This window comes from Rhizobium sp. P1_E6, assembly GCF_056405875.1.
Genome location: NZ_JBFUBG010000104.1, coordinates 1 through 20,732, shown reverse-complemented (window position 1 = coordinate 20,732; position 20,732 = coordinate 1). Strand labels below are relative to the sequence as shown.

At 59.0% G+C, this 20,732-nt stretch carries 17 protein-coding genes and 1 pseudogene; 4 read left to right on the top strand and 14 right to left on the bottom strand.

Translation table 11 applies throughout. The features are described from left to right. Nucleotides 1-227: 227 nt before the first annotated feature. On the bottom strand, nt 228-1,235 hold the full coding sequence (locus AC1D35_RS30565; protein ID WP_477941621.1) for an NAD(P)-dependent oxidoreductase: 1,008 nt from the start codon (nt 1,233-1,235) through the stop codon (nt 228-230). An 83-nt stretch (nt 1,236-1,318) separates the two neighbouring features. Between AC1D35_RS30565 and AC1D35_RS30560 the strand changes: the two genes are divergently transcribed. Continuing rightward, nucleotides 1,319-1,945, top strand: coding sequence for a TetR/AcrR family transcriptional regulator (locus tag AC1D35_RS30560; RefSeq protein WP_477941619.1), 627 nt, complete (start codon nt 1,319-1,321; stop codon nt 1,943-1,945). A gap of 591 nt (nt 1,946-2,536) precedes the next feature. Here the strand turns inward: AC1D35_RS30560 and AC1D35_RS30555 are convergent. From AC1D35_RS30555 to AC1D35_RS30545, 3 genes and pseudogenes are all read right to left on the bottom strand, one after another. Further along, complete coding sequence (locus AC1D35_RS30555) at nt 2,537-2,905, bottom strand: ATP-binding protein (RefSeq protein WP_477941617.1); 369 nt, start codon at nt 2,903-2,905, stop codon at nt 2,537-2,539. Nucleotides 2,906-2,908: 3 nt separating this feature from the next. Continuing rightward, complete coding sequence (locus AC1D35_RS30550) at nt 2,909-4,213, bottom strand: alginate export family protein (RefSeq protein WP_477941615.1); 1,305 nt, start codon at nt 4,211-4,213, stop codon at nt 2,909-2,911. Nucleotides 4,214-4,529: 316 nt separating this feature from the next. Continuing rightward, nucleotides 4,530-5,187, bottom strand: a pseudogene (locus tag AC1D35_RS30545) (hydrolase). 150 nt (nt 5,188-5,337) lie between these two features. Here AC1D35_RS30545 and AC1D35_RS30540 point away from each other — a divergent pair. Then, nucleotides 5,338-6,258 (top strand): LysR family transcriptional regulator, encoded by a 921-nt coding sequence (locus AC1D35_RS30540; RefSeq protein ID WP_477941614.1) that lies wholly within the window; start codon nt 5,338-5,340, stop codon nt 6,256-6,258. Between the two features lie 430 nt (nt 6,259-6,688). Here the strand turns inward: AC1D35_RS30540 and AC1D35_RS30535 are convergent, their stop codons facing one another. Together AC1D35_RS30535 and AC1D35_RS30530 are read right to left on the bottom strand one after the other, a co-directional pair. Continuing rightward, nucleotides 6,689-7,129 (bottom strand): YybH family protein, encoded by a 441-nt coding sequence (locus tag AC1D35_RS30535; protein ID WP_477941612.1) that lies wholly within the window; start codon nt 7,127-7,129, stop codon nt 6,689-6,691. A 288-nt stretch (nt 7,130-7,417) separates the two neighbouring features. Beyond that, complete coding sequence (locus tag AC1D35_RS30530; protein ID WP_477941611.1) at nt 7,418-9,223, bottom strand: amidohydrolase; 1,806 nt, start codon at nt 9,221-9,223, stop codon at nt 7,418-7,420. A 760-nt stretch (nt 9,224-9,983) separates the two neighbouring features. Between AC1D35_RS30530 and AC1D35_RS30525 the strand changes: the two genes are divergently transcribed. Next, a complete protein-coding gene (locus AC1D35_RS30525) occupies nt 9,984-10,583 on the top strand; it encodes a nitroreductase family protein (protein ID WP_477941609.1) in 600 nt (199 codons plus the stop codon). Nucleotides 10,584-10,687: 104 nt separating this feature from the next. Here the strand turns inward: AC1D35_RS30525 and alaE are convergent, their stop codons facing one another. Next, entirely contained in the window at nt 10,688-11,131 is a 444-nt protein-coding gene (gene alaE / locus AC1D35_RS30520) for an L-alanine exporter AlaE (protein ID WP_477941607.1), read from the bottom strand. Nucleotides 11,132-11,263: 132 nt separating this feature from the next. Further along, nucleotides 11,264-12,721 carry an NAD-dependent succinate-semialdehyde dehydrogenase gene (locus AC1D35_RS30515; RefSeq protein ID WP_113334964.1) on the bottom strand — a complete coding sequence of 486 codons (1,458 nt, stop codon included), beginning with the start codon at nt 12,719-12,721 and terminating at the stop codon, nt 11,264-11,266. A gap of 168 nt (nt 12,722-12,889) precedes the next feature. On the opposite strand from AC1D35_RS30515, the gene AC1D35_RS30510 reads away from it, so the two are divergent. Further along, entirely contained in the window at nt 12,890-14,401 is a 1,512-nt protein-coding gene (locus AC1D35_RS30510; protein WP_477941604.1) for an aminotransferase-like domain-containing protein, read from the top strand. Here the strand turns inward: AC1D35_RS30510 and AC1D35_RS30505 are convergent. The 6 genes from AC1D35_RS30505 to AC1D35_RS30480 all read right to left on the bottom strand — a co-directional run. After that, nucleotides 14,358-16,058: an IlvD/Edd family dehydratase gene (locus AC1D35_RS30505; RefSeq protein WP_477941622.1), complete on the bottom strand. Its 1,701-nt coding sequence runs from the start codon at nt 16,056-16,058 to the stop codon at nt 14,358-14,360. The genes AC1D35_RS30510 and AC1D35_RS30505 overlap by 44 nt on opposite strands. A 44-nt stretch (nt 16,059-16,102) precedes the next feature. Next, nucleotides 16,103-16,741 (bottom strand): class II aldolase/adducin family protein, encoded by a 639-nt coding sequence (locus tag AC1D35_RS30500; protein WP_477852890.1) that lies wholly within the window; start codon nt 16,739-16,741, stop codon nt 16,103-16,105. A gap of 75 nt (nt 16,742-16,816) precedes the next feature. Continuing rightward, nucleotides 16,817-18,340, bottom strand: a complete 1,524-nt coding sequence (locus AC1D35_RS30495; RefSeq protein ID WP_477941602.1) for an amidohydrolase family protein — start codon at nt 18,338-18,340, stop codon at nt 16,817-16,819. Next, on the bottom strand, nt 18,337-19,383 hold the full coding sequence (locus AC1D35_RS30490) for a s-methyl-5-thioribose-1-phosphate isomerase (RefSeq protein ID WP_477941600.1): 1,047 nt from the start codon (nt 19,381-19,383) through the stop codon (nt 18,337-18,339). Before AC1D35_RS30490 ends, AC1D35_RS30495 begins: the two co-directional genes overlap by 4 nt. Nucleotides 19,384-19,421: 38 nt before the next feature. Continuing rightward, nucleotides 19,422-20,252 carry a nucleoside phosphorylase gene (locus AC1D35_RS30485; RefSeq protein WP_477941598.1) on the bottom strand — a complete coding sequence of 277 codons (831 nt, stop codon included), beginning with the start codon at nt 20,250-20,252 and terminating at the stop codon, nt 19,422-19,424. A gap of 30 nt (nt 20,253-20,282) precedes the next feature. After that, a partial coding sequence (locus tag AC1D35_RS30480) for an ABC transporter permease (RefSeq protein WP_477941596.1) occupies nt 20,283-20,732 on the bottom strand: 450 nt, incomplete at its 5' end.

Genomic DNA, 20,732 nt, shown 5'->3' with positions numbered 1-20,732 from the left:
AGGCACTACTGGTCGGCGGATATCGAGCCCTACCCGCCCAGGCAGAAATAGTTTTAACTGAATGGCCCCTCAGCCAGGTCTGTCCCAGGTACGGACAAGCGGCAGCAGGCTGAACGGCATCCCTGCGCGGGCGGCGGCGAAGATAAACTCTCGTTCCCCGCCGCTTCCGAATTCGTAACAAGTCGCCCTGCGAGCAGGTTCGGCTGTTGCCATTGACGTCTGCAGACTCAGGGAAGTTCCAACTTCAACAAGCTGCCACCAGCCGCTTCCAAACGATGCAGATATGTCGCCGGTTCGAGCAACTGATACGGAAAATAGAGACCGGGCGGAGCGGGCTCTCGGCCATCAAGCCCGGTCACGCGTTCGAGGATCATCGTTACGCCCATTGCCGTCAAAGGTGCAGCTCCGCCCGGGTGAAAAACCGCATGTCTCGTCCGGAGCGCCTGACCATCATGACCCTTCCCGAACAATTCGATGATGATCTCTGTTGACTTCGGTTCACCGCGACGGCGAGTCGAACTGATGCCGGTCGCGAGATCGAAATGGACGTCTTTCGCACCGGTCGCCGCTGCAAGGCCAACGACGTCGATCGACGAGAAGCCTGCGGCTTTGACTTCGGTCCCATCAATCGCATGGAACTGCGCCTGAGCATCGTCGTCTGCGCGCCAGATATAGGCCCCATCACGGCGCGTGAGCGCTGCCGACATCATCTTGGACAACCGCTCGAAATCTTCCGCGACAGCCGGCCCGCCGCCATCCTCTTCGTCCACGAGCGCCCCGATCTTGATCCTATCGATGTGATTGAAGCTTTTGGCGAGTTCGAGTGCAGGAACCGTCGCGGCGCCCACCAACCATTCATAACCGAGAACCACCGCTCCTGCGTCGGGCTTGTGCATGAAAGTCGCGATCTCGGGAGCGATCTCGAATACGCCAGATGAGATGCTGAGGTGGGGTAGCGCGCGCGCACTGGCAAACCGGAGACCAGCCAGGCGGTTATCCGAGTAGAAGACGGCGACGGCACCAACCTGTTGGCCCCCTAACCCCAGATCATCGGCAGCGAGGTCCAGCTCTACTGCATCGGCGTTGCCGAGCTCCCGGGCTACAGCCTGCGCTTTGGCAATGTCGCGACCGGCGATCAGAAACGGCACCTTGGGATGCAAGCCCCGCAGCGTTTGAGCACTCAGGCGGCCAATCGCGCCGGAGCCGCCCATCATCAGGATCGGTTTTACGTGCATAGGTTCTTTCCTTCTACTAGTCCATAAGTTACTATTAGTAGGCAAAAGACAGATAACCTACTTTTGGTAGGATGACAACAGGAATGACTTTGGACCGGAGCGGCAATATTGAGCATCACGGAACGRTAGTCAGGAGGCTCTCAAAGGACGAGCGGCGCCGGCAGCTCCTTGACACCGCTCTGTTGGTTGTTCGCGAAGAGGGCGCGGACCGTCTGACATTGGGCCACCTTGCTGTCCGCGCCGGTGTGTCCAAGCCGGTTGCCTACGACCACTTCGAGACCCGGTCCGAGCTTCTCATTGCGCTCTACAGGTGGATCGACACACAAAAGGTCAACGCCTTCCGTGATGCGATGACGGGTAGTCAACGCAGCGCCGCAGAAGCCGTTGATCTGCTTGCTGCCGCCTACATCCAATGTGCCGCTGACATAGATGGCGAGTTCCATGCGGTGGGCGCAGCCCTGGCTGGCAGCGAAGAAAAGGCTGCTGTGTTCCAGGAATTATTGGCCAATAGCGTGGCGATGTTCGTCGCGGTGCTGGCGCCGCACACCAAGTTGCCCCCTGAGGAGTTGGAGAGGCGCTGCATCGGTCTGGTTGGCGCCGGTGAAGCACTTGCGGCTGCAAGATTGCGTGGCAATTGCGACGAAGTTGAAGCTATCGCCACGTTCATCGGGATAATAGACGGAGCCGTGCCCGGAGCGCAGCCATTCTGACCCGGACAGCTCTGAGGCGACTTAAGACGTGCCCTTGCTCGGAAAGAGAACCGCACCTGGCGTTTGTCTTGATCCCACGAACAATGACGGGCTGTTGATATCGATACCCATATGGCAAGCTCGGTGTGCAGGTCGACTGCCGCTCGCGGAATGAACGGCAGAAGGCAGCGCGCTGCGATGGCGAGGCCGTGTATCTACGCCGCTAAAGTCGCTTCGAGCCGGCGTGATACTTCGGCCACAAGCCGAGCCGGGTTGAGGAACTTCGAACGAACCGTCGTAATTATCGAGTAGACAACTGCCAGCCGTTCACACATTCATCGCGCGATGATTGCAATCCTGGATGTCCTCTCGGTCGAGCCAACTGCAGACGAGCTTCAGCACATCCTGAAACCGCTGGTCGACATCAATAGCCACCACACCGTGACCATAGCGGAATGGCCTCATCTCTAAGAAAGGTGCTTTCTGCGGAAAACCAGAGACTAGGGACCTAAGGCTTTGCCATCGTGTCCAATAGTCGGAACATGACTGCTTTTAGGCGCATTCCTGCCATCTGTCAGAGCGGTAGTGATCGGAACGGCCCAACGCGCTTGTTCAATATGCGAGGAAAACAGCTCTTGCGATACTTCGCCCGCTCGTTGCATTCAATGTTCGCCGAGCAGCGCCTTCGCGTCCGCCGAATGTGCTTCCGGCAAATACGCTGTTGGCTTCAGCAAGATAGACGGCACCGCCGCGGACTTCCTCGTGGTCAAGCAAATCTTGGCCGAGGCCGTTGCGAGGAGCGCTGCGATGCTGGTGCACCGCGACACTCCGGCCGGTTCGCCCAGCATTGCGCCATCTCACAGTAAACACACTCCCTTTTCCCGGCGCTGACTCGACTTCGATGAAGCCGTGATGCCTTTCGATGATCTCGTTCACCATGCTCAGGCCAAGTCCAGCCCCGGATCCGTGTGGGCTGTGCATCGTCTACCAGGCGAATTTCAATTCGGCCCGGAAGTAGTTGCTGTCACGCCCTCCGGCATCGCGAAGCGTCTCGCCGACCTGGTAGTGGACCGCCTCCACCGAGCCCGTATAACTTTGATCGAACCTGTAGTCGGCCCTCAGCTGGACGTAGGCCCCGGTCCACGGCGTTCCCCCGGCTGCAGTTCCAGCGACCGGGACGTTCGGCATGGTATAAACGGCGTCGTCCGTCGTCTGGCGCCAAAGTAGCCCGACCCCGGCCAGTAGGGTCAGGTCCTCCGTCGGCTGAACGGTGATCGACGGTTTGAGGTGGATGAGGTTGGTGTATCCGGTATGGCCGCCGAGCGAGAAATAGAACCCGTTTGGAAACAGTGGATTGAAGGTGCCAAGCGTGCCGTCGCCTGCATCACGGTCACCCGACGCCATGTCGAACTGCAGGCCGATCCGCGGCGACCAGTTGACATCCTCGAAGGTGTAGCCGGTCCTTGCGCCCACGGCCCAGGCCAGAATGTCGGCTGAACCGACCTTGCCGACCTGTCCCATCGCCTCCGCATCCCAGTCGAAACCCACATATCTGCCGGTCGATCGGATATCAAGCACATGCCTGTCTTCCTCACCCGACGCGCTGAGAAAAGTGGCGTCCTTGCGTTGGTAAAGCGCATAATAGGCGGAGGCCTCGATCGTCGGCGACAGCTGCCTCTCGACGCGCGCGCCACTGAACAAAACATCGCTGCTTGAGCGATCATCGAAAGGCTCGTCGTCCCGATACTCGACGGGTTGACTGACCAGACCGTAGAAGCGCCATGCGTCCGTCTCCCATCCGGCCCAGACCGCATCGAACGACTGGCGGACATTCGGCCCATCGCGTACCGATACGAACCGTTCCAAGTCAAACGCGAAGTCTTGGCGGCCGACCCTCGCCCTGAACGTTCCCGCGTCGGTCTCCTGCGTGTAGCCGATGAATGCCAGGCGAAGGTCAATTCGGTTTGCGTCGTTGGGCCCGACCACCGTTTTGTCGAGTGCGCGGACATCCTCAAACTGCGTGAACAGTTGCCAGTTTTCATTCAGGTGGACGTCGATGTGGAACTGGGCACGCTGTAACCCGTAGAAATCGCTGGAAATCGTCGGCACGGCTCCGAAAACCGGCGCATCGCTGACTTCGTAGATTTCGCGTAGATTGACCCCTAACGAGATGTAGCTGTCAGGATCGAAGGGAGACAGCGGAATGTATTTGAGGCGGTCTAGCGGCTGAGTTCGCATTTTTGGATCCGCGAGAGCCGACCAGTCTTCCTGCGCCCGGTCGGGTTTCATCGCGGGCCTCTCTGCGGCCGATGCTTCGTCATTCGCGACGGCCGATTTGTGGTCGAGTTCCGAGAGGGTAAGGACCGCCAGCGATAGAGTAAGCGTCCTTGCGCAGGACGTGAAGCGGGCGCGGCTCCGCTGTGGACTCCTGCACCATTTGCTGACTGCGTTCCAAAGGCTAAGCGTGCTCGATACGACCGATCTTACAACAACCATCACTGTTCCAGATAATCGATGTCTCGTGTACGAGGGGGCGATGAGGATCGCCGGGTCGTCCGAATTCTCGGGGCGTGTCCGTTGATATCCTCATCGTCCTGCGCAAGATTCAGTGCCCGGCCTTGGTAGTGGGGATTGGGGTGTTAAGCAGTTGCTGCTCCCACAGATACGCGATGCCGCTGCCGGCCATATGCGAGATGAGTACTTCGGTCAGCTCTTCGACGTGCTCGGTGCGCCCAGTCCCGCTGCCATTCGCCGGCCAGTGCCATCCAGGTCATCATGTTCACGCCGGCCGCAATCATCCGCTGGATGGCGACCTGGTGAGACTCGGCTGAGCTTCCGCCCGATGCGTCGGTGATGACGGTCACGTCCCAGCCTTCGCCGGCCGCCTGAATCGCAGGCATCGCTACGCAGACTTCGGTCCACAGGCCGGCGATGATCAGTTGTTTGCGGCCGGTCGCCTTGACAAGGTCCACAACCTTCTCGTCCTCCCAGGTATTGACCCAGGTCCGGTCGATCACGTCCTGCCCGGGGAAGACGTCCGTGATTTGCTTGAAGATCTTGCCGCCGCGATCCGCGATTACGCTGGTGAGGATCGTCGGGACATTGAACGCTTTTGCCAGCTTCGCCAGCGCGGTCGCGTTGTTGACGACAGCCTGAGGATCGTGGCTATTGAGGTTGGTCAGCTGATAAGGCTGATGATCGATCAGAACGAGGACGGAATCTTCGGGACGAAGGAGAGAATCGAGGCCGTTACGAAAGGTCATGAAAAAATTACATCCTGTATTGGCGGTTCATTGAGGCTTGTTGCGAGGATGCCCTCATCGGAGAGCCATCCGCGGGGAACCTGTCATTCTCTTTTGCGGCCCGGTAGCCCTCGGTCGCGTGACGGCGTGTTGCAAGAAAAGGAACGCGTATTGGACATTGAGGATCTGAGGATATTTGTCGAGGTCGCCGATGCGGGCGGGGTATCGGCAGCGGCGCTGCGACTGGGCATTTCCAAATCGATGGTCAGCCGGAAGCTTACCCAGCTCGAGGCTGAACTCGGCGCACAGTTACTTGCGAGAACAACCCGAGGTGTCGCGCTGACAGAAGCGGGTGCTACATTCAGGGAGTACGCAGCCAGGATCTCTGCCGAACTGGATGTCGCGCGGGAAACGATGCTGCCGGCCGGTGAGCTTCGAGGCCGATTGCGCGTAGCCGCCCCACTTTCATTTGGTCCGACGCATTTTGCTCCCGTCCTCTCCCAGATGGCGAGCCGACACCCGCAACTACAAATTCAATCCTCCTATACCGATCGCTTCGTAGATCTTGTCGGAGAGGGTTTTGATTGCGCGATTCGACTTGGTCACCTTCCAGATTCAAACCTCGTCGCAAAACGCGTCGGACCGATCTTCGGCAAGCTGGTTGCGAGTCCTGCCTACATCGAGGCTCATGGCGCTCCCGAAGTACCGGACAAGATTGCCAAGCACCGTGTCGTTATGCGTGACGCCGAGACGTGGCAGTTCATGGATGGCGACAAGGTTGTCATGGTGCGACCCCAGGGACGCTTCGTAGCCGATAACGCAATATCGCTCGTTGCGGCCGCTCTGGATGGGGTCGGGATCGCCTATCTGCCGGAGCCTCTTGTCGCGCAGCACATTTCTTCGGGCGCATTGGTGCCAATCATGACGCGTCATCCGATCCCGCCGGCAGGCATCTTCGTCGTGAGGCCGCCCGGCCAGTATCCCACGAGAAAAGTGAGAACCCTCACCGAGATGCTCATCGAATGTTTTGGAAACTCGCCCGGTAGCGAGGGCGCAGCGAACGTGGGCGAAGAAGACGAACGATCGACGTAATGGTGGTGTCAACCTTTCGTGGGGCACCAATTACCTTCCAGTTTCCGGCCTGGCGATAGATAGGTCCTTCAGCCCGTATGATCCGCGTTTAAGAGGATCTCACCGGTGTTACTGTCGCGTCCAGATTGCACCCTCCATCACCCGATGAACCATGCGCGGCTTTCAGAAAAGAATCCCGTCAGCTGCTTGACCGGTATTATTCGGGACCGAAGGATGCGCGTCCGACAAAGGGGCGATATTTCCCGCCGATCGGCAGCTCCAACCCTGCCAAGGCGAGGTGGTCGAAACCGGGATTACCATCCGTGCTCTGCCGACGCTGCACGAGGGGCAAAGGTTGACCACGAGCAAGATAGATCGCGCGAGACCGCCTAGATTGCCACCAGTCCGACCCACTCGCCTCGGCGCGACTTCAGGCGCTGTTCGTGCCCCGTTATCGTGGCAGCGGGTTCGTCGTCGCGAAGGAGTAGCGCGCAATCTTCCACGCATCGTCATCGCCTTTTTGGAGGATGAACAGTTCATGGTTGGCGTCGGCGACGCGCTGTTTAATCGCATTCACGGTGACGTGCCCATTCGAGCTCGTCCGGACGAATGCCCAGTTCGGAGCGACCTGCACGATCTCCTCGACCATCAGTTCGGTATCGAAGGTGATCGTCTGGAAGATGCCGCCGTAGGCGGCCCGGATTGCATCGGCGCCGACCGTCGAAGGGCTGTTCGGGGCCATGAAGACGCCGTCAGCTGCGAATACGGTGAGCACCGTGTCGGTGTCGGAGGCGTTCAGCGCCGCCTCGTAGGTCTGAAATACCTTTTCGATGTCAGCCTCGACCGAAGCGACGTCTGCGGTTTTGCCTGCGGTTGTTACGAGCGTTTTCATGAACATCTATCCTCTTCTTGGTTCTATTTGTTGCCATTGGATTTTATGTCGCCTCCGCTCTCCGGAGCGGTAAGAAGTCTGCAAAGCTGCGTCGCCTTTTCCGGAACGCCGTCGATTGGAGCGCAGCTCCCGACTGAAACACTCGATCTTACGAATGTGGCCGCCCATGGCACATCAGTGCTGCAATTGTTGCAGCCCCGCCAGCGCCGACAATCAGGGCGGTCACTTGGCGGCGCGACAGCCGCCAAGTGTGAAACACATCAGAGCAGGGACAACCGAACCTCGAGTTCACTTCTCCCCGAAGTAGCCGCCGAAATATTTCACGGGCGACCAAGCTGGAAGGATCGCAGGCAGTTCTGGGGATAGAGCGCTATAATCCTGCGCGCCAAACACTACCTTGCCGTCCATGACAGTCAGAACAGAAGAGATGGATTTGATCTGATCTTCCGGCACTTCGAAGTAATCCCTGTCGAGCACGGCAAAGTCCGCGAGATTGCCCGGAGCGATTAATCCCATTTCAGATTCTGTATCCATGAACCATGCCCCACCACTGGTGAACAGTTTGAGTGCTTCAGCGCGGGAGAGGCGGTTGTCCTTCGCGAGAACTTCCGATCCGGACACAGACTTCCCGGATACCATCCAGCTGATGCCAATCCAGGGGTTGAACGTGGCTGCCCGGAAGGCGTCGGTGCTCATGGCCAGTGGAATGCCGCTATCCACGAGCTTGCGCAGACGCGGCGTCTGCAAAGCCACCTCACGGCCATGGCTCTGGATGAAGGCATCACCGTGCAGCGCCATTTTCGCATCAAGGGCAATACCGCCGCCCAGCTTTTTAACCCGACCGATGTTCTCCGGGCTAATGGTTTCAGCGTGTTCGAGGCTCCATTTCAGACCGTCCAAAGGGATCGCTTCGTTCAACTTCTCCAGAGCGTCGAGAAAGGGGGTGATATTTTCGTTGTAGCTGATGTGTTCGCGGAACGGGATACGGCGCTGGACCAGCTTCTTCACATCCTCCTCAACGAGGCGGTGCATTTTTTCAGGCTGGATGATGATCGCTGGACGGTCGAAGTTCTCGTGATCGTGCACTTCCGCCTGCAAAACTTCCCCGGCCCCTTGATATACATGGCCGTGTGCCAAGGCGGGGTGCAGGTTTTGCCCGGGGCTTATCGGTGCTATTTTCGTGATCGCATCGAGTTGTGCGTCCACCATATTGATTGGGCTTCCGTCGCCGAGTTCCAGGACGACAAAGGGCATGCGCACGTTGAGACGGTTGTCTCGCGCGAGCACATCGACCATCGCCTGGGGCTTCGGATATCCCCACCTGCTGCCCGCATCGATAATCGAGGTGATTCCAAACCGGTTCAGCCCGTGAATGCTATAGATCAGGGAGCTCACTTCTTCGTCGAATTTAAGCTGTGGCACCATGGTTTCAAGGGCGACGAAGGTCCAGGTGTTGCCATAGACAACACCCGTATATTGCCCGCGGCTGTCCTTTTCAAATTCAGTGTCCGGCAGTTTGGGAAACCGGTCGGTCCCCACGCCAAGAACCTCTATCGCGCTCTTGTTCAGGAAGGCGCGGTTGTAGGCATATTGCACGATCAAGGGACGGTCAGGCACGGCCCTCTGCAATTCATCCGGCGTGGGAAAGCGGTTCTCCTCAAATTGGTAAGGGGACCAGCCTCCGATCACTTTGACCCATTGACCATCTGGCGTGCGTGCGGCCTGCTCGCTGAGCATGGTCAACGCACGACTTAACGTTGGCACCCCATCCCACCGTACGTTGTAGTTATAGCCGCTGTCGTTGAGCACGTGGGTGTGGGCGTCGATAATGCCAGGAATAAGTCTGCGGCTGCCCGCATCGATCAATTTGGTCTTGGAATTCTTCAGGCCAAGAATGTCCGCATCGGAACCGACAGAGTAGATACGGCCTTTCGTAACGGCGAGAGCCGAAGCTTCGGGCTGCGCGCGGTTGCCGGTGAAGATCTGGGCATTGAAAACGATCAGATCAGCGCCGGCCTCGTCCTTCGTCGTTTGCGCCTGAGCTGCAGAGAAAGAAGAAATCGTCACGAAGGCGATGAGTATTTTCCTGATCATTTTACCCTCAAGCAGCTGGTTTTAAGAATTGTCGGCGAGGTGAAGCAGCGCCTTCCGGATTCGCACGATGGACGGGGTGGGACGAGGCCGTTACGAAAGATCACAGAATACCCGGTATTGGCCGTTCGTTGAGGCGCTTTGCGATGAGGCCCTTATGGAAAAGCCCCCGGCCGCGAACCTGTCATCCTCTTCAGAAACCCGGTAGCCCTCGGTCTTGCGACGCTGTGTTGCACGAAAAGGAACGCGAAGTGGAACCCTTCCAAAGACTATTCGTCGAAGTTGCTAAGGGTGCGTGGGTGTCGTCACCGGCGCTGCGAGCAATCTGCGCTAACAGGCGTGCCGTTCTCCATTTTGCAACACAGCGTCGCACTTGCGGATACTATGCTGGCCAGAATCGCAACKCTAATCTCAAAACTTGAACCGCCGCAAACATCGACCGGGCGCGATACAGAGGGAAAATGGATGGCGCACCTGCGTTGGGACAGGCCCGCTGCTTTCTTGATCGTAGCAGCGGGTTCGTATGCCTATTCCGCGACTGAGCCTTAATTTTTTCTTGCGCTATTTTTCTGCTGGTCGGGCTCGCTGGTCTCCCAGTGTCCAGGCTCTTCGCAGAGGCTTTGGTCGCGGACAACCGATGCGGCACCGATATGGAACGGGTGTCACCACGACCATCGCTGCTACGACCGGGGCGAGGTGGACCATCGTGCCAAGCGCTCCAAAAAACCGTGCTTCGTTTCAACCGTTCCCAGAGAGGACAATTATGACGACCAGCAACAATCGCGAATCGCAGTATCCGATCGCACCAGTTTTCCTTGATCGCTGGTCTCCCCGCGCCTTCAGCAATGAAACGATGCCCGAGCAGGATCTGCTGACGATCCTCGAAGCTGGTCACTGGGCGCCTTCCTCGTTTAACCATCAGCCTTGGCGGTTCGTCTACGCGCTGCGTGGTTCGGAGCAATGGGATAAATTCTTGGGTCTGCTGATCGAGTTTAACCAGAGTTGGGTGAAGTCCGCCGCCGCACTGTTATATGTCGTTTCGCGTACTCATTCCGGCACGCTGGGTTCGGCCGAACAGAAGCCGATTTACAGCCACTCCTTCGACGCCGGCGCTGCGTGGGCTTTGGTCGCATTGCAAGCTCATCTGTCTGGCTATGAAGCGCACGGCATGACCGGCGTTGATTTCGACGACGCGCCAGAAGTCCTCGGCGTTCCAGACGGCTTCCGCGTCGAATGCGCCGTCGCCATCGGCAAGATCGGCGACAAGAGCCAGCTGCCAGAGGGGTTGCGTGAACGCGAAGTACCAAGCCCGCGCAAGCCGCTCGCGGATGTGGCGTTCAATGGGACTTTTGTAGCGAAGTAAGGCAAGTACTCGCTTCACTCTTCAGGGACAAGGTGCGCCTGAGTGGGGCTAAGGGGGGGCGGTGCGTGCGACCGCATGTCCGGACGCCGAGGCGGCTCGCCTCATCAGCCTGCGAGGTCTGGGGCCGCCTCTTTCAGCCGAAAGACCCGCCGCACGGAGTTCAGGAACACGCCATACGGACGGCCCAATGACACCATCATGATCGCGGCTGCGAAGGTCCCGAAGACGAGATCGAGGCCTTGTGCGCCACTGAAGAAAATGATGCTGGCATACACCGGAGTTTGGAAGGACAAAAGCGCGGCGCTATCCCATAGGGACTGGGAAAAGGGGTTATCGTTTGCGCGTCGCATCAGAAGGTCTCGCCACAGCCCGTAAGGCCGGCCGCTCGGTATCATGACGGCGGTTCCGAGCAGGCGTGCGTGAAGAACCTGCTCCCAGGTCATACCGACCACATAACGTTCGTTCACGACGCCCGTGACCGTGAAGAAAATGAACAACGCCAGAGTATCAGCGGCAAAGGATCGAGCAGCCTGTAGCTTATTGGGCATTACATGTGGTCCCTGCGGTTCCCCGCCATGGGAAGGTCCGCTCTGGTTGCTGAGGACATGTGCGAGCGCGACATCGTTGATCAGGTCGATTTTGGAGAACGACGCGCCGTCAGTGAAGATCCCTGGCGCGTCCTAGGGTTCCAGACCGCCGATGCAGGTGTACTTGACATCAAAATAGTCACTGAGCCCCTGCCAGCCGCCTTCGCGGCCGAGACCCGATTCCTTCATTCCGCCAAAGGGTGCTTCCACTGTGGTTATCAGGCTCTCATTGATCCCCACCATGCCGTATTCCAAACGTTCGGCGACACGATGGGCCCTGGCCAAGTTTTGAGTGTAGAAATATCCTGCCAGCCCAAATTCCGTATCATTGGCAAGCGCGATTGCTTCTTCTTCTTCCGTGAAGCGGAAGACCGGCGCAACAGGGCCAAAAATCTCCTCCTTCATGACGCGCATATCGACGCTCGCGTCTCGAACGACTGTGGGTTCGAAGAACAGGCCGCCCATGGAATGGCGGTGACCGCCTGTCGCAACCGTTGCGCCCTTTGTCGTGGCGTCCTGCAGCAATTCCTCGACTTTGCGCACGGCGTGTTCATCGATCAGCGGTCCCTGTTCCACTCCAGGCTCCGTCCCCGATCCAACCCGAAGACGTGAGACCTTTGAGGCAAAACGGTCGATGAACGCATCGTAGATGCCCGACTGAACGATAATGCGGTTCGTGCAAACGCAGGTTTGACCCGCATTGCGGAACTTGGAAAGAAGGGCCCCTTCGACGGCGCGGTCGAGATCGGCGTCATCGAACACGATGAAAGGGGCATTCCCGCCAAGCTCCATCGACACTTTCTTGACAGTCGAAGCTGCCTTCTCCAGCAGGATCTTTCCAACGGCTGTTGATCCCGTGAAAGTGATCTTCTTCACCAACGGATGGCTGCACAGTTCATCGCCGATCGGACGCGGTGCTCCAGTGACGATGTTTACGACACCTGCCGGAATGCCAACTAGCTCGGCCAAGACGCCCCAGGCGAGCGCAGAGTATGGTGTCTGCGACGCTGGCTTCACAACGGTTGTGCATCCGGCGGCGATTGCCGGCGCGACCTTTCTTGCAAGCATCGACGACGGAAAATTCCACGGTGTGATCGCCGCGACAACGCCCACCGGCTGCAAGGTCACTGTGATCCGTCGGCGCCTCCACGGGCTTGGAACAACCTCGCCGTAAGCTCGACGCGCCTCTTCAGCATACCATTTCACATAAGCTGCCGACTGCGCGACCTCGGTCAGCGCTTCGGCAAGTGGCTTGCCTTGCTCTGCTGTCAGGATTTGCGCGAGCACATCCCGGTTGTCCATTAGGGCATCATGGAGCTTGTTCAGCATGGTGGCGCGCTCAAGCGCCGTCGTCTCCCTGAAGGTCCCAAACGCCGTGTGAGCTGCTTCGATTGCGCGCTTAGTTTCTGTCGCACCGGCGTCGGGCACGTGGCCGATCGCCTTGCCGGTAGCCGGGTTAGTCACTTCGAAAACTGCGCCAGAGTCAGAGCCGATCCATTCGCCCCCGATGAAATTGGCGTCGCGTTTAAACGTGCTGATATCTCTTTCCATCGCTCTTCCTGTCGGCTTCGATAATGCTCGTCCGGCGGCAAACTCAGGATGGTTCGCATTTTTTATGCGGTTCGCTCGCCATCACTAGCAGCATCAAATATTCCGCTTGCCAAGTTTGAAAGATCCAGTTCCTAATGAAATAGGAACCAGTCCGGGGGAGTGTTCATCGTGACCAACACCGCGCCACGCGCTGCCGACCCACTGCTGGTTTGGGAGCATCTGCTTGCCAAGCCCGTCAAGAGCCGCGGCTCGCTCACGATGCAGTTGGTCGCCTCACTGATCGATGCCATTGACACCAAGCAGATACCGGAGGGCGTGCGCTTGCCCTCCAGTCGTGCCATCGCCGACTTACTGAATATCGGCCGCAACACGGCGATTGCCGCCATCAATGCTCTCGTTGAACAGGGGTACCTGGTAACCAGGGATCGTTCCGGAATTTTCGTGGCAAGCAGCGGCACGGCACCAAGGACTCCCGCCGGCGACGAGCAGATCGAAGCGTTCGATTGGAGTGCACGGCTTGGTCTGACGGAGACTGCAAACAGCTCAGCAAGTAGTGCCGAACCCGCGGAGATGGCCTATAATTTCAAATATGGCCAGTTTGATCTGAGCACATTCCCGACCAACCACTGGCGGCAGTGCGAGCGCAGTGCCTCCGGCGTCACCGAGATCGCCGAATGGGGCCGTGATGCCTTCGACAGAGACGATTTCAGTCTTGTCGAGAGCTTGCGCCGCCATGTGCTGCCCAATCACGGGATTTGGGCAGAACTTGACGAGATCCTGGTGACCCTCGGCGGACAGGAGGGCCGCTATCTCGTGGCCCAGCTTCTCAGCAAGAACGGCGTGACCGTGGGCTATGAAAATCCGGGGCTGCCCGACATCAAGGCGATCCTCGCGACGACACCCGCACGGCAGGTCGCCCTGCCCGTCGACGAGGATGGGGTCTGCCTTTCGGCGGAACTCAAACAATGTGATGTCGCCTTCGTCATGCCTGGACACCACTGCCCGACAACGGCTGTCATGTCGACTGAACGTCGCAAAGCTCTCCTTGAGCTTGCAAAGCGCAGGGACATGGTCTTGGTCGAAGATACCTATGAAACGGAGCTGCTCAGCTACGGGAAAACCGCGCCTTCCGTGAAGAGCATCGACACCGAAGGCCGCGTCATTCACATCGGCAGCCTCTCGAAATCCGTGGCGCCTGGACTTCGCGTCGGCTTCGTTGTTGCCTCGCCGCTCGTCATCCGAGAACTCCGTTCGATCCGCCGGCTCGTGCATCGCCACCCGCCTGGCAACATCCAGCGTGCGGTGGCGATGTTCATCGATCGCGGCTATTACCACTCCTATATTCGCCAGATTTCCAAAACGAGCGCTGACCGCGCCAGCATCTTTGCGCGTTCCGTCGCCCGCTGGCTGCCGGATGCAAAGGTAAGCCATTGCCAAGGGGCGGCGTCGTTCTGGATCGAACTGCCGCGCGAGATCGACGCCACGGCGCTATGCGCAGACATGGCGATGCAGAGCGTGTTGATCGAATCCGGCGAGCGGTTTTTCTTCGACCAGAGCCGGCGGAACTACCTGCGGATGGCCGTGTCACAGATACCGACGGAGAAGATAGATCCGGGAATTGAAAAGGTCGCCCGGTCTATTCGCCGCGCCTACGGCGTGGCCTGGCGCGCAGGAAGTTGAAGTCGCAGCCGTCTTCGGCCTGCAGCACTTCATCGAAGTAAAGCTTGGCATAGCCGCGCTCGACATGGACATGGGAGGGAGCCGACCAACTTGAACGACGATCGTCGAGTTCGGCACCGTTAACCAGAAGCTCAATGCTCCCCTTCTCCACGTCAAGATGGATGAGGTCACCGTCTCGTACGAGCCCAAGTGGCCCTCCGACGGCGGCTTCAGGGGAAATGTGCAGGACGATCGCGCCAAATGCCGTCCCGCTCATGCGGGCGTCGGAAATTCTGACCATGTCCTTGACGCCGGCTGCGGCCAGCTTGCGAGGGATCGGGATATAACCCGCCTCCGGCATGCCCGGCGCGCCCTTCGGGCCCGCGTTCTGCAATACAAGGACATCATCGGCCTTGACATCGAGGTCAGGCGCATCGATCCGGTCAGCCATATCCGCCAGTGACGTGAAAACGACAGCGCGTCCAGTATGTTTCAAGAGACCAGGGCTGGCCGCCGCCTGTTTGATGACTGCGCCATTTGGGGCAAGGTTGCCGCGTAGCAGCCGGATGCCGCCGCCAGAGTGGATCGGATTGTCCACGGGGCGGACGACGTCGTTGGGAAAGGGTGCCGGCTGGTCTTTGAGGTTGTCTCCAAGTGTTTTGCCGCTGATGGTCAGGCACTCCTTGTCGATGAGGTGATCGATCTCGCGCAGGATGGCGGTCAGGCCGCCCGCTTTGAACAGATCCTCCATGTAGTGCTGGCCCGATGGCTTGAGGTCGACAAGCACCGGCGTTTCCGTTCCAAGCCGGTCCAATTCGCGAAGATCAAGATCGAAGCCAAGCCGGCCGGCAATTGCAGCAAGATGGACGACCCCATTCGTGGACCCGCCAACCGCCTGCAGGACGCGTAACGCGTTGGTCATCGATCGTTTCGTCATTACCTGCGATGGGCGCAGTTTTTCCGCGGCAAGCGCGACAGCACGCTCCCCGGTTGCTTCGGCATGGCGCAGCCGATCGGCGTGGACGGCCGGGATCGCCGCCCCCCCAGGCAGCATCATGCCCATCGCTTCGCTGACAAGCGCCATGGTGCTTGCCGTTCCCATCACCATGCAGGTCCCAGGACCAGGCGCGAGCTTGTTGCTGATATCCTCGATCTCGGCTTCGTCAATCGTCCCGGCGCGGTGTTGGCCCCACAGGCGCCGGCAGTCGGTGCAAGCGCCGAGGCGCTCGCCCTTGTGGCTGCCGGTTATCATCGGACCGGTCACGGTGAGGATTGCCGGCAGGTCGACGCTGGCCGCGCCCATGAGCAGCGCTGGGACAGTCTTGTCGCATCCGCCGATCAGGACGACGGCGTCCATCGGCTGGGCGCGCACCATTTCCTCCACGTCCATCGCCATGAGGTTGCGCAAGAACATGCTGGTCGGGTTCGAGAAGGCCTCATGAATGGAGACGACCGGGAACTCGATCGGCAGGCCGCCGGCCAGCATTACCCCGCGTTTGATCGCCTCGATGATGTCCGGCACGGATCGATGGCAGGCGTTATATCCGGAAAACGTATTGGTGATGCCGATGATCGGCCGCTGCAGGGCGCTGTCTGAATAACCCATCGCCTTGATGAAGGCCTTGCGCAGGAAGAGCGAAAAACCCGCATCGCCATAGTTCGCAAGACCGCGTTTCATTCCCTTCGGTTCGTCGGACACTTTAAGCTCCTTACCCGCCTGCGTCAGGCTATCTGGTATGTCTTGTACCGGTCGATTGCGATGTCGATCTCGTGCGGCTGCATCATCACCACCTCACCGGCTTGCCTTGCCTGGATGTACTGCCGGCACAAGATCTCCAGTCGAAGCGCCAGATTGAATGTCTTGCGGAGTGACGAGCCGTGGCTGATCATGCCGTGGTTACCGAGCAGGCAGGAGTTTCTGCCCTGAAGTGCTTCGACCGCAGCCAGACCGAGCTCGGGGGAACCATAAGTGACGTAAGGGGTGCATTTCACGTTGCTGCCACCGAAAGCCGCGATCATGTAGTGGAACGGCGGAAGCGGCTTGTTCGTACATGAGACCGCGACGCAATTGTCGGAATGGGTGTGAACGACCGCTTGCGTAGCGGGTGCCGAGGCATAGATTGCCGCATGCATCGACCACTCGCTCGATGGTTTGCCGCCCTCAGGGCAGGTTCCATCAAAATTGCAGAAGATGAAGTGTTCGGGCGCGATCTTGTCTGCCGACGCACCGGTCGGCGAAATCAACATGCCATCGCCATGACGTACGCTGATATTGCCCGACGCCAGGAAGATCAGGCCTGATCGGTCGAGTTCCTTGTAGACTTCGGTAAGTTCTTGTCGTTTCTCCTGCTCGGATGCCATCTGAGTTCCTCCTTGAAATAAGACGCGACGAAACGATCGCCGGTGGCGTCGCTCGAAAACGGTTTTGACGTGTCGTCAGGCTGGAGCGCAGCCGAACGTGTGGGGATTTGGCCCGGCCGTCTGGCCGCAAGCCGGGCAGCGATGGGCAGAGAAAATACCAGCCTGCCACGCTGCATAAGCGGGGTGCAGGCTTTCGACGTCGCCAAGCCGCACGAGCGCGGCCTGCCGCAATTCCTCGGCATAGGTGCGCGCCGCGATCGTGACCGCCCTCTCATCGAACGCGGTAATCACGCCGTTGCGTAGCAGCCAGCGGCCGTCGACCATGAGCGAATTGACGTTGCGCGGGTCGGCGTGCGAGACCAGAGCGTTGATCGTCAGAGGCGCCGTCGCCAATCCGTAGCTCTCGAAATCCAGGACAAGCACGTCGGCGGCACGGCCGGGCTCTAGCGCCCCAAGCGCCCGTTTGCTCCCAAGGGCACCGGCACCAACGGTCGTTGCCGATGCAAGTACGTCCTCGGGCCTGATCCATGTTTCGTAGTCGGATCCGGGATCGYGACCCGATACGAGCATATGGCGCATGATCTCAAAGAGATCATGCCGACCTCCGGTATTCGAGCAGTCCGTACCCAATGCGATCTTCACGCCCGCCTTGAGGTCATCTCTGACCCGCTTGCGACCGGAACCAAGCATCGCGTTGCTGAGCGGGTTGAAAGACACCGTGGAACCTGCCGCCGCGATGCGCTCTCGGTCACGGTCATCGATCCAGATTCCGTGGGCCAACGAGAGGCGTTCGTGCAGCAGGCCTGCATCCGCGAGAGCCTTGGTCAATCCCTGCGGCCAGAGCTCAGACGCAGCTTTGGCTTGCGGCAGCGTTTCCAGAAAATGTGTGTGACTGCCGATATCGAGATCGTCCTGTAGATCTTTCCAGAGATCCCATAGCTCCTGCGAGCACCGTTGGGGTGCGTTCGGACCCGCAAGAAGGGAGATACGTCCATCGCCATCGGAGCCGATCAGGTCGGCGATCCGTTCATAGGCTGCACGGATCTCCTGCGGCCGCTTCGGCGCGAGCGGTGCGATCTTTTGCACGACGTCCCTGTCGAGGGGGATATCGAGGATGTCCTCGTCCCAAAGATCCGCGAAGAACGGGGCAAAGGCGACCCGCAGCCCCGACTGGACATGGGCATCGATCGCTGAAGCTGCCCGGTGGGTTTGCGGAAAATGGTCAATGAACCCCCCGATGCCGTTGCGGATCATCTCTATATCGGTCAGGAGCGCCGCGTAATGGACCGCCTCCTGCGTCGAGCCGCGGCCGTAATTGATCGCGTAATAGGACCAGAGCTCCAGGGGAAGCGAATTCTCGGTGCCTCTCAACAAGGTCGAGTTTGAGTGGACATGGCAGTCCACCAGTGGCGGCAGGAGAAGCTTGCCGCCAACATCGACCACTTCATCGGAACTTTGAGCCGCAGCCTCCGCGTCTGTTGGCGTGAAGACGGCCTCGATCTCAGCTCCCTTGATCAGGAGACCGCCTTCTTGGATCTTTGCGCCTGGCCCGCTCCACACGGCGCCGCCCTTTAGGCAAAGGCGCTTTTGCCGTATCATCGGGGAACCGCCGGCTCGGCGAAACGATCGCGGATCATCGCCGGGGCATAAACGCCGACGGCCGTGGCAATGGCCGACACGAGTCTGGGCGGGGTGACGTCGAAAGCGGGATACCAGCCCCTTGCAAGCGGGGTCGCGGTACGCATTCCCAAGCAATGCAACGTTTCGTTGCCATCGCGTTCTTCCATCCGCACATCTGAGGGCGTTGACGCTTTCGCATCGGGGAAGCGCACCATTGCCACAAAGGGAATGCTGAAATTGTTTGCGGCAATCGCCAGCTGCAGGGTCCCGACCTTGTTGATCACGTGACCAGAGAGCGTCACGCGATCTGCCGCCGTCATCAGCTTGTTGACGAGGCCCTGATCCATCGCATGGGCGGCCATGTTGTCGGTGATGACCGTAGCCTCGATCCCCATTTCGGCCACGCTATGGGCCGTCAGCCGAGAGCCCTGCAGATAGGGGCGTGTCTCTGTGCAATAAACCTTGATCTTCTTCCCCGCTTGCAACGATGATGCCAGCGCATCGACGATCCCGGATTCTCCCCAGCAATGCGTGAGGATCGAATCGCCGTCGTTGATCATCTTCGCGGCATTCTCGCCGAGATCACGGCTATATTGGTGCTGGCGGGCCCAGGCCTGGCGAGCCATTTCCTCCATCGTTTGTCCGAGATCGGGCTGCCCAACGACCGCCTCGGCTTCCCTCAGAAGAAGACCGATCACATCGCGGATATTGTTGTTGGTGGGCCGCGTCTTGAGAAGTCGGGCGGCCGCATGCGACAATAAGCTTTTCCGGTCCTCCACGTTGGCGAGCTTCGCTGCCTCGCGCGCCGCCAGCACGAATCCCGCACTCGCTGCGAAGAATGGGCCGCTGCTTTGCGTCACCATCTGTTCGATGGCCACGGCAACATCTTCGTAAGTCCGGCAGTCGACATACTCGGTCTTCAAAGGAAACACGCGACGGTCGAGGATCCTTACGAATTCGTCTTCAAGCAACACGCTTTTGGTTATAAGCGTCGGCATAGTGATCGGCATGACCATCACCATCTCCCTATCCAGTAATGTTCGTTAAGTACTTCGCGCGATTACAAATCGCTGCTGATGATATTTCGGCGTTCGGAGGCTTTGGCCTTCTTGTCCCAGTTTGTCAGGCGCAGGATAGCTTCCGCCGCAGTTTCGCACGCTCTTGCAACGCCGCCATTCTCACCCCACACACCGGTGATGCGGTTGGCAATGACGGAACAAATCGACCCGGCGCGGAAGCCATGCAGCCTCGAAAGGGTCAGCAATGCAGCTGTCTCCATCTCGAAGTTCAGCACGCCTGCGCGCTTCATCTCTTCCAAGATCCTTTCGCCCTCAAGCGACATAAAGTCRTTATACGCGGGCCTGCCTTGGCCTGCAAAGAAGGATCCGCTTGTTGCACCCGTCCCAACCCGGTAGGAAAATCCTTTATCCACGGCTGCATCAACAAGCGAGAAGGTGACTTCATGCGAAGCGGCCGCGGGATATTCATTGCGCACGTAAAAGTGCGTTGTTCCGTCTAACCGCACCGACGCATCGTTGATGATCAGCGAACCGGGTGCAATGTCTTCGCGAAGCGTGCCACAGGTCCCAACGCGAATGAAGGTATCGATACCAAGAAGAAAGAGATCGCCAAGAATGATGTCCAGCGACGGAGCGCCCATCATCGTCGATACCGCACCGATGCGCGCGCCCTTATAGACACCTGACGCTGCGCGGTATCCTCTTGGAAGGCTGATAACTTTGGCTTCGTCCCACTGGCTTGCCATGAGGTCGACACGGTCGGGGTCGCCTGGAAGCAGCACATAACGCGGAAGATCCAAAGTCTTGAGAGCGGTAATTCGGCGGCGATCGCCAGAGTTTGCGGTAGCAATTTCAGGATTCGGTTTGTTCATGGTCTTGTCCATTGATTGAGTGGCCAGGCCTCAGGTCGCGCGCCACTTGACGACATACTTTTCAAGCAGCGTGACCGCTCCGAAGAGAGATAGCGCCAATGCCGACGACACTGCGATTGATGCGTAGAGGATCTCGGTGCGGTAATCGAAGGTGGACTGGATGATCAGCATACCGATGCCCCTCTCGGCACCGACCCATTCGCTGACAATTGCGCCGATCACGCAGCTGGTTGCTGCAATCTTAAGGGCGGTGAACACGAATGGCAGAGAGCGGGGCAGACGGAGGCGGAAGAAGATTTCGGTTCGGCTTGCAGACAAGATCTTCATCAATTCCATCTCAGAGTGAGAGACCGATTCCAGGCCGCGCAGAGTATTCACTAGCGTCGGAAACATGCAGATGATGGCAGCGATCGCGACCTTTGATGTCAYGGTCAAGCCGAAGACAAGGATCAGCACGGGAGACAGCGCGATGATCGGAAT

Coding starts and splice junctions, on each gene's coding strand:
- AC1D35_RS30555 (WP_477941617.1), bottom strand. CDS start 2,905: ATGCACAGCCCACACGGATCCGGGGCTGGACTTGGCCTGAGCATGGTG.
- AC1D35_RS30565 (WP_477941621.1), bottom strand. CDS start 1,235: ATGCACGTAAAACCGATCCTGATGATGGGCGGCTCCGGCGCGATTGGC.
- AC1D35_RS30535 (WP_477941612.1), bottom strand. CDS start 7,129: ATGAAAACGCTCGTAACAACCGCAGGCAAAACCGCAGACGTCGCTTCG.
- AC1D35_RS30525 (WP_477941609.1), top strand. CDS start 9,984: ATGACGACCAGCAACAATCGCGAATCGCAGTATCCGATCGCACCAGTT.
- AC1D35_RS30500 (WP_477852890.1), bottom strand. CDS start 16,741: ATGGCATCCGAGCAGGAGAAACGACAAGAACTTACCGAAGTCTACAAG.
- AC1D35_RS30550 (WP_477941615.1), bottom strand. CDS start 4,213: ATGAAACCCGACCGGGCGCAGGAAGACTGGTCGGCTCTCGCGGATCCA.
- AC1D35_RS30490 (WP_477941600.1), bottom strand. CDS start 19,383: ATGGTGATGGTCATGCCGATCACTATGCCGACGCTTATAACCAAAAGC.
- AC1D35_RS30530 (WP_477941611.1), bottom strand. CDS start 9,223: ATGATCAGGAAAATACTCATCGCCTTCGTGACGATTTCTTCTTTCTCT.
- alaE (WP_477941607.1), bottom strand. CDS start 11,131: ATGCCCAATAAGCTACAGGCTGCTCGATCCTTTGCCGCTGATACTCTG.
- AC1D35_RS30515 (WP_113334964.1), bottom strand. CDS start 12,721: ATGGAAAGAGATATCAGCACGTTTAAACGCGACGCCAATTTCATCGGG.
- AC1D35_RS30505 (WP_477941622.1), bottom strand. CDS start 16,058: ATGAAACGCGGTCTTGCGAACTATGGCGATGCGGGTTTTTCGCTCTTC.